Genomic DNA, 11,511 nt, shown 5'->3' with positions numbered 1-11,511 from the left:
GCTGCACCAGTCCGATTCGCCGGCCCTGCGGGCCGTCGTCGGCGCGTTCCTGCTGGTGCTGGCGTTCGCCGGCGGGTATGCGGTGTCGGCGCGCAAGACGGTCACCCTGGACGTGGACGGCACGCCGATCACCGTCACCACGATGAAGTCGCGGGTGATCGACATCGTCACCGAGAACGGCTTCGTGGTCGGTGACCGCGACGGGCTCGCCCCGGCCGGCGACGTGCGGGTGCGCGACGCCGACACCATCGTGCTGCACCGCAGCCGGCCGCTGCAGGTCAGCATCGACGGCCGGGACGCCGGCCAGGTCTGGACCACGGCGGCCACCGTCGAGGAGGCGCTGGCCGGGCTGCCGGTGACCGACACCGCGCCGATCGCGGCCTCCCGTCGCAGCCGTGTCCCGCTGGCCGGGATGGCGCTGCCGGTGGTCAGCGCCAAGACCGTCGAGATCGACGACGCCGGCGTGCCGCGCAGCGTGCACCTGGCGGCTCCCGACGTGCAGAGCCTGCTGGCCGCCGCCGGCGTCCCGCTGCAGCAGAGCGACAAGGTGACGCCGCCGGCCTGGGAGCCGATCGCCGAGGGGATGCGGATCCAGGTCACCCGGATCCGGGTGGACCGGGTCACCGAGCGGGTGCCGCTGGCGCCGAACGCGCAGCGGATCGAGGACCCGACGATGAACATGAGCCGCCAGGTGGTGGAGGACCCCGGCACGCCGGGCGTTCAGGACGTGACCTTCGCGGTGTCGCTGGTCAACGGGGCGGTGGCCGGTCGGCTGCCGGTCGCCAACACGGTGGTGACCGCGGCCCGGGATTCGGTGCTGCGGGTCGGCGCCAAGCCGGGCACCGAGGTGCCGACGTCGCCGAACCGGGCCGCCTGGGAGGCCATCTCCGGCTGTGAGGCCGGCGGCAACTGGGCGATCAACACCGGCAACGGCTACTACGGCGGCGTGCAGTTCGACCAGAGCACCTGGGAGCGCAACGGCGGGCTCAAGTACGCCCCGCGCGCCGACCTGGCCACCAAGGAAGAGCAGATGGCGATCGCCGACGTCACCCAGGCGCGGCAGGGCTGGGGCGCCTGGCCGGTGTGCAGCGCGAGGCGCTGACGGTCCGGCTGCTCGGCCGCGGTGAGATCCGGGCGCTGGCCGAGGAACTGGGACTGCGGCCGCGGAAATCGCTGGGCCAGAACTTCGTTCACGACGCCAACACGGTCCGCCGGGTGGTTGCCGGCGCGGGGGTCGGTGCCGCCGACCGCGTTCTGGAGGTGGGCCCCGGCCTGGGGTCGCTGACGTTGGCGCTGCTGGAGACCGGGTGCGCGGTGACCGCGGTCGAGGTGGATCCGGCGCTGGCCGGCCGGCTGCCGCAGACGATCGCCGACCACGCGCCCGCCGCGGCCGGCCGGCTGACCGTGTTGGGCCGGGACATCATGTCGGTGCGCCGCGGTGAGTTCGAGCCGACCGCGCTGGTGGCCAACCTGCCCTACAACGTCGCGGTGCCGGCGCTGCTGCACGTGCTCGCCGAGTTCCCCGGTCTGCGGACGGCGGTGGTGATGGTGCAGGTGGAGGTGGCCGAGCGGCTGGCGGCCGAGCCGGGCGGCAAGGCGTACGGGGTGCCCAGCGCCAAGGCCCGGTTCTTCGGTCCGGTGCGCCGGCTGGGCACGGTGCCGCCGACGGTGTTCTGGCCGGTGCCGCGGGTCAACTCCGGGCTGGTGCGCATCGACCGCTACGACGCGGCGCCGTGGCCGAGCGACGACGCGTTCCGCCGCCGGGTGTTCCAGCTGGTGGACATCGCCTTCGCGCACCGGCGCAAGACGTCTCGCAACGCGTTCGCCGAGTGGGCCGGCTCCGGCGGTGCCGCCGCCGCCTGGCTGCGCGCCGCCGGCATCGATCCGGGGTGCCGCGGGGAGACGCTGTCGATCGCCGACTTCGTCCGGTTGGCGTCAGCCGGCCCGGCCGAGGGCCCGGGTTAGCCGTTCGACGAACTCGATGCAGGACCGGTACCGCTCCTCGGGAACCTTGCGCATCGCCCGGGCCAGCACCAGGTCCAGCGAGCGGGTCGCCCCGTCGAACCGGCCGGCGATCGGCGACGGATTCCGGTACAGCTGGGCGTCCACCAGGGCGGCGGCGTTGTCGTCGGCGAACGGCGGTGTCCCGGTGAGTAATTCGGTGGCGGTACAGGCCAGGGCGTACTGGTCGCTGGCGGCCGCGGGCGGGTGGCCGCTGAGCACCTCGGGGGCGGTGTAGGGCAGCGACACCTGCGGGCTGCGCAGCCGGCGTCCCACGTCGTCGACGACGGCATGGGCCACCCCGAAGTCGACCAGCACCGCACCGGTGTCGGCGAAGTCCGAGCCGATCAGGATGTTGCTCGGCTTGACGTCGCCGTGCACGATGCCGCCGCGGTGCGCGCAGTCCAGCGCATCGGCGATCTGGGCCAGCGCGGTCAGCCGGTCGGCGGTGCTGGTCAGCCCGGTCGAGTCTCCGCCGTCGACGAATTGCATCGCCAGCCAGGACGGGCCGTGCTCGTAGACGGCCAGGATGTGCGGGTGGCGCAGGGCGTGGGCGACCTCGAACTCGCGGCGCAGCCGTGCCTGCTCGGCCGGGGTGCGGTGGCGGTCGTGGAGGACTTTCAGCGCCACCACCCGGTGCGGGTCGGACGTGTGGTGCGCCCGGTACACGGTCGCCGAACCGCCGCGACCCACCTCTTGGTCGATGACATAGCCCCCGAGGCCCCCGAGGCCCCCGAAGGTGCCGATGTCGGCGTCGACGTGCACCACGGTTCCAGGGTATCGGCGCAGGTGAGCGCGGGGCGGGTGAACCTCGATGCTGAGAATTGGCGGGTTGCGGTTGAACGCCGATAACAACAGGCTTAACGTATCCCAAGACCATGCCGCCGTTAGGCGCGTTAACTTCTCATGTGGGGTGAGTCATGCCGGGTCGTACGTGGGGTTCGCTGGGTGTCGTTCCGGTGGCGGTGCTGGGGGTCGCCGCGCTGGGAGTGGCGCCGGTGCTGGCTCCGGCGGTGGCCGCCGAGGTGCGGGCGGTGACCGCGGCGGCGAAGCTGCTGGACGCCGAGACGATCGGGATCGTGATCGGCGGCAGCGGCGACCCGATCCCGTCCGACGAGTACGTCACGGACGTCAGCGAGCGGTACATCAACCCGGCCGCCTACCCCGACTTCAGCGACGGCAAGCCGCTCTTCGACGGCCAGCCGACATTCGACGTCGTCCCGGGCGACGAGCACGCGCTGTTCACCCCGGAGGGGCTGTACCCGTTCGAGGGCGTCAAGGAGCTGGAGCTCAACCCGTCGGTCGCCCAGGGCCTGACGATTCTGAACACCAAGATCGGCGACGTGATCGCCGCCGGACACGACGCCCACGTGCTCGGCTACTCGCAGAGCGCGATCATCGCCTCGGAGGAGATGCAGAAGCTGCTGCAAACCTCGGACGCGCCGAGCCACGATCAGCTGTCGTTCTCGCTGATCGGCGACATCGACAACCCGAACGGCGGCATCTTCCCCCGGTTCGCCTTCCCCGGGATGGAGCACCTGAGCATCCCGAGCCTGGGCATCACCTTCGGCGACGCCACGCCCGCCGACACCCCGTGGGACACCGCGATCTACACCCTGGAGTACGACGGCTTCGCCGACTTCCCGAGGTACCCGATCGACCTGCTCTCCGACATCAACGCGGTGGCGGGCATCGCCTTCATCCACGGCACGTACCCGACGCTGACCGCCAGCGAGATCGCCGACGCAATCCCGCTGTCGACCTCCGCCGACTACACCGGCGAGCTGGCCAACACCCACTACTACCTGCTCCCCACCGAGAACCTGCCGATGCTGGACCTGGTGCGCGACATCCCGCTGATCGGCACCCCGATCGCGGACCTGGTCCAGCCGGACCTGAAGATCCTGGTCGACCTGGGCTACGGCAACGTCGACTCGGTAAAGGACATCCAGGACGGCAGCGCCGCCGGCGGCTGGGACACCGGCCCGGCGAACGTCTCCACCCCGTTCGGGCTCTTCCCCGACATCAACCTGGGCCACCTGTTCAACTCGCTGGTCGCCGGCACCGAGACGGGTTTCACCGACTTCTTTAACAGCTTCAAAGACATCGGGTCGGGTTTGTCGGCGGGCGCGTCGCCGCTCTCCGGCCTGATCGACTCCCTGACCGGCGGCGGGGCCGGCCTCGCGGCGTCGTCGTTCAGCCTCACCGACATCGTCAACGACTTCAGTGCCGCGCTCTCGCACGCCTACGCGGCGCTGCTGCCGACCACCGACATCATAAACGCGCTGGTCACCACCCTGCCGGCGTACGACATCGAGCTGATCACCCACTTCGCCGAAGCGGGCAACCTGCTCGACGCGATCGGCATGCCGTTCGCGGTCAACGACGCGATCGGCAGCGTGGCGGGCGGCTTCGAGATCCGGGTCATCGAGAACGCGCTGACCGGCATCATCCAATCCTTCGACCCGGACTTCTCGCTGTCCCTGTAACCGGGTCCGATGCGGAGCGGAGCGCAGCTGCGGTCGCGCTTCGCTGCCGCACTGGTGGCAGCTCCGCCGGCACCGGCGGCCACCGCCTCGGGCGCTCCGCCGGCACCGGAGTCACCGACGCCTTCGGCGGTCTGTCCCCGGCCGTCGGTTACCCGGCGGTAGTCTCATCCGGTGCCGATGGACGGAGCCGCCGCCACCGACTGGACACCCACCGGGTCGATCACGGTTCGGGCGCCCGGCAAGCTCAACCTGTACCTGGGTGTCGGTGACCGCCGCGGCGACGGCTACCACGAGCTGAGCACGGTGTTCCACGCCGTCTCCCTGGTCGACGAGGTGACGGTCAGCGACGCCGACGTGCTCTCGCTGGAGATCATCGGCGAGGGCGCGGAGACGCTGCCCGGCGGCGAGCAGAACCTGGCCTGGCGGGCCGCCGAGCTGCTGGCCGAGCATGTCGGCCGGGCGCCCGACGTGGCGATCCGCGTCGACAAGGCGATCCCGGTGGCCGGCGGCATGGCCGGCGGCAGCGCCGACGCGGCCGCGGTGCTGGTGGCGATGAACGTGCTCTGGGAGCTGGGGGTGCCGCGCCGCGACCTGCACGCGCTGGCGGCGCGGCTCGGCAGCGACGTGCCGTTCGCGCTGCACGGCGGCACCGCGCTGGGCACCGGCCGCGGCGAGCAGCTGGCCACCCTGCTGACCCGGGACAGCTTCCACTGGGTGCTGGCCTTCGCCGAGGGCGGCCTGGCCACCCCGGAGGTCTTCGCCGAGCTGGACCGGCTGCGCGACGCCGGCGCGGCGCCGAAGCCGCTGGGGGCGCCGGAGCCGGTGCTCACCGCGCTGGCCGCCGGCGATCCGCACCAGCTGGCCACGCTGCTCGGCAACGACCTGCAGGCGGCGGCGCTGAGCCTGAACCCGGCGCTGCACGACACCCTGCGCACCGGTTCGGACGCCGGCGCGCTGGCCGGCATCGTCTCCGGATCCGGGCCGACGTGTGCGTTCCTCTGCGACGCGGCGGCGTCGGCGGCCGACGTCGCCGCCGCGCTCACGTCGTCGGCGGTCTGCCGGGCGGCCCGGGTGGCCACCGGGCCGGTCTACGGCGCGCGGGTGGTGCCCGCCCCGGTGGGCGGGGTGTGATCGGCGCGGCAATCTCGGGCACTCATTTGGCCGGGTGATTAAGAAGAGTTTAAGATGCTGGGCGGTGACTAGTTGCGACCGTGCGATCCGATCGTCTGTCGGCCCCCGCGGCCGGCCGGTGCGCCGACGCGACCAACCACCATCGGTTTGTGACATAACCGCCGCAGACCTGGTGCGCGTGCCTGCCACGATGTGGTCACCGGCAGGCGGAGCATCGAGACATCAGCCCTCATGGAGGAGGCGGTCATGAGCAGGTTCACCGAGAAGATGTACCGCAGTGCCCGGGAGAGCCCGCGGGGCATGGTCACCGGCGAGCCGCACGAACCGGTGCGACACACCTGGGCCGAGGTGCACGAGCAGGCGAGCCGGATCGCGGGCGGCTTGGCCGCGGCCGGGGTCGGCCCCGGCGACGCGGTCGGGGTGCTGGCCGGCGCCCCGGTCGAGATCGCCCCCACCGCGCAGGGACTCTGGATGCGTGGCGCCAGCCTGACCATGCTGCACCAGCCGACCCCGCGCACCGACCTGGTGGCCTGGGCCGCGGACACTGCCAGCGTCATCGACATGATCGAGGCCAAGGCCGTCGTCATCTCCGATCCGTTCATGGCCGCGTTGCCGGTGCTGCAGGAGAAGGGCGTCACCGTCGTCACCGTCGCCGACCTGTTGGCCGCCGGGCCGATCGACCCGGTGGACGCCGGTGAGGACGACGTCGCGTTGATGCAGCTGACGTCCGGCTCGACCGGATCGCCGAAGGCGGTGCAGATCACCCACCGCAACATCCACGCCAACCTGGAGGCGATGTTCGCCGGGGTCAACTACGACCTCGAAAAAGACGTGATGGTCAGTTGGCTGCCCTGCTTCCACGACATGGGCATGGTCGGGTTCCTGACCACGCCGATGTACTTCGGTGGCGAGCTGGTCAAGATCACCCCGATGGACTTCCTGCGCGACACCCTGCTCTGGGCCAAACTGGTCGACAAGTACCGGGGCACGTTCATCTGCGGACCGAACTTCGCCTACGCGCTCTTCGCCAAGCGGCTGCGCCGACAGGCCGAGCCGGGCCAGTTCGACCTGTCGACGTTGCGGATGGCGATGTCCGGGGCCGAGCCGGTGGATCCCGCCGACGTCGAGGACCTGATCGACGCCGGCCGGCCGTTCGGGCTCAAACCCGAGGCGATTATGCCGGTCTACGGGATGGCGGAGACGGTGCTGGCGACGGCGTTCTCACCGGTGGGTACCGGACTGGAGGTCGACGAGGTGGACGCCGACCTGCTGGCCGCGTTGCACCAGGCGGTGCCGGCCACCAGGGGCAACACCCGTCGGCTGGCTTCGCTCGGTCTGCCGATCGGTGGTCTGGAGGTCCGCATCGTCGGCGACGACGGCCGGGTGCTGCCGTCGCGCGGTGTCGGCGTGGTCCAGCTGCGCGGCGAGTCGGTCACCCCCGGCTACATCACCATGGCCGGCTACATCCCGGCCCAGGACGAGCACGGCTGGTACGACACCGGCGACCTGGGTTACCTGATGGAGAACGACCACCTGGTGGTCTGCGGCCGGGTCAAGGACGTCATCGTCATGGGCGGCCGCAACATCTACCCGACCGACATCGAGCGGGCCGCCGGCCGGGTCGACGGCGTGCGGCCGGGCTGCGCGGTGGCGGTGCGGCTGGACGCCGGGCACTCCCGGGAGACGTTCGCGGTCGCGGTGGAGTCGAACGCCTGGGAGGACGCCGCCGAGGTGCGCCGGATCGAACACCAGGTCGCCCACGAGGTGGTCAAGGAGGTCGACGTGCGGCCGCGCAACGTGGTGGTGCTCGGGCCCGGGACCATCCCGAAGACCCCGTCCGGCAAGCTGCGCCGGGCCAACTCGGTCACCCTGGTCACCTAACCGGGGCCGCGGTCAGGGCCAGGCGTGCACGACGTTCTGGGCGGCCTCCAGCCCCAGCTCGATCAGCAGCTCGGTGGCGTCGGCGGCCTGCGCGCAGATCGCCGGGACGTCGCCGCGTTCGGCCGCGGTGAACCGCTCCAGCACGAACGCCGCCGGGTCCTTCCGGCCGGGCGGGCGGCCGATGCCGATCCGGACCCGCTGGAACTCCTTGCTGCCCAGCGCCGCGGCCACCGAGCGCAGCCCGTTGTGCCCGCCCTCGCCGCCGCCGGACTTCAACCGGATCCGGCCGAAGTCCAGGTCGAGATCGTCGTGGACGACGATGACGTCGCCGGGGGCCACCGAGTAGAACTTCGCCAACGGACCGACCTGGCGGCCCGACTCGTTCATGTAGCAGCGCGGCCGGGCCAGCACCACCGACCGCCCGCTCAGCCGGCCGGTGCCGATCTCGGCCCCGGACCGCTTGTGCGCCTTGAGCGTCGCGCCGATCCGCTCGGCGAGCAGGTCGGCCACCAGAAAGCCCAGGTTGTGCCGGGTGTGGGCGTAGTTCGGCCCCGGGTTGCCCAGGCCGACCACCAGTGCGGGCGCCGGCTCGGCCACGTCGCGGCCGACCTACTCGGCGTCGGGTGCTTCGGTTCCGGGCTTCTCGGCGGCGCCCTCCTCGGCCGCTGCCTCGCCGGCCGCCGGCTCCAGCTCTTCGGCGGTCGGGGCGGCGACGACGTTGACCAGCAGCAGCTCCGGGTCCGACACCAGGGTCACCCCGGCGGGCAGCTCGATGCTGCCGGCGGCGAATTGGGTGCCGGCCTCGGCGCCGGCGATGGAGATGGTCAGCTGCTCCGGGATCGACAGCGCCTCGGCCTCGACCTCGACGGTGTTGGCGTCGTGGGTGACCAGGGTGCCGGGCGCGGCGTCCCCCTCGACGGCGATCGATACCTCCACGACCACCTTCTCCCCGCGGCGTACCACCAGCAGGTCGGCGTGCTGGAGGGTACGCCGGATCGGGTGTACGGTGAGCGCCTTGGTCAGCGCCAACTGCTCGGTTCCGTCGATGTCGAGGGTGAGCACCGCGTTGGTGCCGGCGTGGCGCAGCACCGCGGCGTAGTCGTGCGCGTCGAGCTCCAGGTGCTGCGGGTCGCTGCCCCGGCCGTAGAGGACCGCCGGCACCTTGCCCTCGCGCCGGGCCCGACGCGAGGCGCCCTTGCCGGTCGCCGAGCGCACCGAGACGCTCAGTCGGTTGGTTGCGGATGTGGCCATCGGATGCTCCTGTCGCTGCGTTCGTTCGCACGACGAGCCGACGACAACCATCAGGTCTTCGCCGATAACGGCGACCGGAGACCGGCCGCCCTCGCCGTGACTGCTGGTCAGGCTAGCGCATCGGCGCGGCGCAGTGGAAATCCGGTCAGGCCGGCTGCGTCTTCTTGTCGACGTCGATGTGCAAGCCGACGTCGTTGCCGTGCACCGAGGTGGTCGTCACCGTCGCCCCCTGCTTGGTGTCGCCGAGGAACAGCGTGCAGCGTTGGGTGGCCTTGACCTTGGCCCGCAGGTCTCCGTCGCAGGTGACCGAGCCGATCCTCTTGCCGTTGGTCGCCTCGAGTCGCTGCTTGACGGTCTTGGCCAGCTTGTCCTTGGGGATCGACTGTGCGGTGCCGGTCTCGGCGTGGAAGGAGCATCCGGTCAACAGCGTGGCCGACGCCAGCAGCGCCGCCGCGACGGCCCGGCGGGCGACGGATGTCCACATGCCGACCGATGCTATATCGGGTGCTCTCGGAGCGGAGACGTCACCCCGGCGCCGGTCATTTGGCGGCGACGACGAACCCGTCCATGACTTCTTCCACGGCGGGCGCATCCGCTTCGGCCTGGTCGGCCAGGCTGATGGCGGTGAGTTGGACCAGGTAACGCTGGTTGAGCACCGCTGAGCCGGTCGCGACGACCATCCGGAGCCAGGAGTGCATCCGCTTGCCGTTCAGGTCGTGACTGCCCTGGACCATCCCCGACGGAAAACCCTGGAAGTCGTCGGTGGAGCTGTTCAGCCGGTGGAAGTTGGGTAGCTGTTCCGCCTCGGCGAGGCCGTGCTTGATCACCTCGGCGGCGTCGAACTCGCCGTTGAGTTGCACCGCGGTCAACACCGCCGACGGATACCCGTCGCCCTTGCCGATCACCAGGGTGGTGGCCGGCAGCTTGGCGTTCTTCCGTTGCGACCAGCCCTTCGGGGTCGGTATCCACACCTTCAGGTCGGGCAGCGACTCCGGTGCCACCGCCTGGGCGGCGACGTCGTTGTCCTCCAGGTACTTCGAGAGCGGCACCACGTCTGATTCGGCGGTCGTCGTCGAGGTGGCACCCGGAGAGGTCCAGATCGACTGGTAGTCCGGGGTCTTGGCGCCGCAGCCGGCGACCAGCAGCAGGCAGGCCAGGATCCCGGCGGTTCGCGTTGCAGCGGTCACAGGATGTCGCGGACCGACTCGACCGGACGGCCCAGCCGGGTGCCCTTGGCGGTGACGACGAACGGCCGCTGGATGAGGATCGGATGCGCAACCATCGCGTCGAGCAGCTCGTCGTCGGATGAGCCCGCCAGGTTGAGCTCGGCGTAGACCGACTCGCCGGTGCGCACCGCATCGCGCACCCCGATCCCGGCCGCGTCGATCATCGCGGCCAGCTCGGCCCGAGACGGCGGCGTCTTGAGGTACTCGATGATCGTCGGCTCGACGCCGTTGTCGCGCAGCAGCTCCAGCGTCTTACGCGAGGTGGAGCAGCGCGGGTTGTGGTAGATGGTCCCGCCGGCCATGTCAGGCGTCTCCGTTGAACAGTCCGGTGACCGAGCCGTTCTCGAAGACGGCCCGGATGGTGCTGGCCAGCAGTGGGGCGATCGACAAGACGGTGAGCTGCGGGAAGCGTTTCTGCTCGCCGATCGGCAACGTGTTGGTGACGATCACCTCGCTGGCTCCGCAGCTGGCCAGCCGCTCGGAGGCCGGGTCGGAGAGCACCCCGTGGGTGGCGGCGATGATCACGTCGCCGGCGCCGGCGTCGCGCAGCAACTGGACCGCGGCGGCGATCGTGCCCCCGGTGTCGATCATGTCGTCGATCAGGATGCAGGTCTTGCCCCTGACTTCGCCGACGACGCGGTTGGACTTGACCTGGTTGGGCACCAGCGGGTCGCGGGTCTTGTGGATGAACGCCAGCGGAACGCCACCCAGCGAATCGGTCCACTTCTCGGCGATCCGCACCCGGCCGGAATCGGGGGAGACCACCACCACGTCGTGGTCGCCGTAGTTCTCCTTGATGTGGCCGATCAGCAGCGGCTGGGCCCGCATGTGGTCGACCGGGCCGTCGAAGAAGCCCTGGATCTGGTCGGTGTGCAGGTCCACGGTGACGATCCGGTCGGCGCCGGCGGTCTTGAGCAGGTCGGCCACCAGCCGGGCCGAGATCGGCTCCCGGCCGCGGTGCTTCTTGTCCTGACGGGCGTAGGGGTAGAACGGCAGGATCGCGGTGATCCGCTTGGCGCTGCCGCGCTTGAGCGCGTCGATCATGATCAGCTGTTCCATCAGGTGCTGGTTCAGCGGCGCGGGGTGCGACTGCAGCACGAACGCGTCGCAGCCGCGCACCGAGTCCTCGAAGCGGACGAAGATCTCGCCGTTGGCGAAGTCACGGGCGGTCTGCGCGGTGACCGGCACGTCGAGCTCCTTGGCGACCTGTTCGGCCAGCTCCGGGTGCGCCCGGCCGGCGAAGAGCATCAGGTTTTTGCGGTTGGCTATCCACTCGTGGCTCACGTGCGTTCCCTGCTGTCCGAGACCCTGGTCAACCGGGTCGACTTCGGCCTAATGGTACGTAGTGGGGTCTGCGCTGTCGCAGCGGATCGGCAGAAGACCGCGCTCACGGTTTCCGGTCGCGCCGCTGGTCCAGCGCCCGCGCGGCCGCCTCGGCGGCCGTGCTGCCCGGGCGCTTGCGCTGCACCCAGTTCTCGATGTTGCGCTGCGGCCCGGCCGAGACCGCCCGCGCGCCCGGCGGCACGTCGTCG

Annotated in this window: 13 protein-coding genes; 5 read left to right on the top strand and 8 right to left on the bottom strand. The window is 71.1% G+C overall.

What is annotated here, in order from left to right:
• Window position 1: 1 nt before the first annotated feature.
• On the top strand, window positions 2-1,102 hold the full coding sequence (locus AC2VNT_RS16040; protein ID WP_486947792.1) for a resuscitation-promoting factor: 1,101 nt from the start codon (window positions 2-4) through the stop codon (window positions 1,100-1,102).
• A complete protein-coding gene (rsmA, locus tag AC2VNT_RS16035; protein WP_486947795.1) occupies window positions 1,075-1,965 on the top strand; it encodes a 16S rRNA (adenine(1518)-N(6)/adenine(1519)-N(6))-dimethyltransferase RsmA in 891 nt (296 codons plus the stop codon). Before AC2VNT_RS16040 ends, rsmA begins: the two co-directional genes overlap by 28 nt.
• On the opposite strand, the gene AC2VNT_RS16030 is transcribed toward rsmA, so the two are convergent.
• Window positions 1,936-2,769 carry a serine/threonine-protein kinase gene (locus AC2VNT_RS16030; RefSeq protein WP_486947791.1) on the bottom strand — a complete coding sequence of 278 codons (834 nt, stop codon included), beginning with the start codon at window positions 2,767-2,769 and terminating at the stop codon, window positions 1,936-1,938. The two genes, rsmA and AC2VNT_RS16030, sit on opposite strands and share 30 nt — an antisense overlap.
• A gap of 152 nt (window positions 2,770-2,921) precedes the next feature.
• Here AC2VNT_RS16030 and AC2VNT_RS16025 point away from each other — a divergent pair, with 152 nt between their 5' ends.
• From AC2VNT_RS16025 to AC2VNT_RS16015, 3 genes are all read left to right on the top strand, one after another.
• Window positions 2,922-4,490 carry a PE-PPE domain-containing protein gene (locus AC2VNT_RS16025; RefSeq protein ID WP_486947790.1) on the top strand — a complete coding sequence of 523 codons (1,569 nt, stop codon included), beginning with the start codon at window positions 2,922-2,924 and terminating at the stop codon, window positions 4,488-4,490.
• A gap of 177 nt (window positions 4,491-4,667) precedes the next feature.
• Window positions 4,668-5,621, top strand: a complete 954-nt coding sequence (locus AC2VNT_RS16020) for a 4-(cytidine 5'-diphospho)-2-C-methyl-D-erythritol kinase (RefSeq protein WP_486947794.1) — start codon at window positions 4,668-4,670, stop codon at window positions 5,619-5,621.
• A 246-nt stretch (window positions 5,622-5,867) separates the two neighbouring features.
• Complete coding sequence (locus tag AC2VNT_RS16015) at window positions 5,868-7,502, top strand: fatty acyl-AMP ligase (protein ID WP_486947789.1); 1,635 nt, start codon at window positions 5,868-5,870, stop codon at window positions 7,500-7,502.
• Between the two features lie 12 nt (window positions 7,503-7,514).
• On the opposite strand, the gene pth is transcribed toward AC2VNT_RS16015, so the two are convergent.
• The 7 genes from pth to AC2VNT_RS15980 all read right to left on the bottom strand — a co-directional run.
• Window positions 7,515-8,099 carry an aminoacyl-tRNA hydrolase gene (gene pth, locus AC2VNT_RS16010; protein ID WP_486947788.1) on the bottom strand — a complete coding sequence of 195 codons (585 nt, stop codon included), beginning with the start codon at window positions 8,097-8,099 and terminating at the stop codon, window positions 7,515-7,517.
• 12 nt (window positions 8,100-8,111) lie between these two features.
• Window positions 8,112-8,753: a 50S ribosomal protein L25/general stress protein Ctc gene (locus AC2VNT_RS16005; RefSeq protein WP_486947787.1), complete on the bottom strand. Its 642-nt coding sequence runs from the start codon at window positions 8,751-8,753 to the stop codon at window positions 8,112-8,114.
• 145 nt (window positions 8,754-8,898) lie between these two features.
• Window positions 8,899-9,237, bottom strand: coding sequence for a DUF4333 domain-containing protein (locus tag AC2VNT_RS16000; protein ID WP_486947786.1), 339 nt, complete (start codon window positions 9,235-9,237; stop codon window positions 8,899-8,901).
• Between the two features lie 55 nt (window positions 9,238-9,292).
• Window positions 9,293-9,940, bottom strand: coding sequence for an LpqN/LpqT family lipoprotein (locus AC2VNT_RS15995; protein WP_486947785.1), 648 nt, complete (start codon window positions 9,938-9,940; stop codon window positions 9,293-9,295).
• Entirely contained in the window at window positions 9,937-10,281 is a 345-nt protein-coding gene (gene arsC / locus AC2VNT_RS15990) for an arsenate reductase (glutaredoxin) (RefSeq protein WP_486947784.1), read from the bottom strand. Before arsC ends, AC2VNT_RS15995 begins: the two co-directional genes overlap by 4 nt.
• 1 nt (window position 10,282) lies before the next feature.
• On the bottom strand, window positions 10,283-11,263 hold the full coding sequence (locus AC2VNT_RS15985) for a ribose-phosphate diphosphokinase (protein ID WP_486947783.1): 981 nt from the start codon (window positions 11,261-11,263) through the stop codon (window positions 10,283-10,285).
• A 103-nt stretch (window positions 11,264-11,366) separates the two neighbouring features.
• The coding region (locus tag AC2VNT_RS15980; protein WP_486947793.1) for a hypothetical protein at window positions 11,367-11,511 on the bottom strand (145 nt) is incomplete at its 5' end.

It is taken from the genome of Mycobacterium sp. TH-M15, from assembly GCF_057473705.1.
Note: the sequence above shows the minus strand (reverse complement) of the source record. Positions and strands in the feature narration are given on the sequence as shown.

Bases quoted from the DNA above. Each gene is read 5' to 3' on its own strand.
- AC2VNT_RS16025 (WP_486947790.1), top strand. From the start codon at position 2,922: ATGCCGGGTCGTACGTGGGGTTCGCTGGGTGTCGTTCCGGTGGCGGTG.
- AC2VNT_RS16020 (WP_486947794.1), top strand. From the start codon at position 4,668: ATGGACGGAGCCGCCGCCACCGACTGGACACCCACCGGGTCGATCACG.
- AC2VNT_RS16015 (WP_486947789.1), top strand. From the start codon at position 5,868: ATGAGCAGGTTCACCGAGAAGATGTACCGCAGTGCCCGGGAGAGCCCG.
- AC2VNT_RS16005 (WP_486947787.1), bottom strand. From the start codon at position 8,753: ATGGCCACATCCGCAACCAACCGACTGAGCGTCTCGGTGCGCTCGGCG.
- AC2VNT_RS16000 (WP_486947786.1), bottom strand. From the start codon at position 9,237: ATGTGGACATCCGTCGCCCGCCGGGCCGTCGCGGCGGCGCTGCTGGCG.
- arsC (WP_486947784.1), bottom strand. From the start codon at position 10,281: ATGGCCGGCGGGACCATCTACCACAACCCGCGCTGCTCCACCTCGCGT.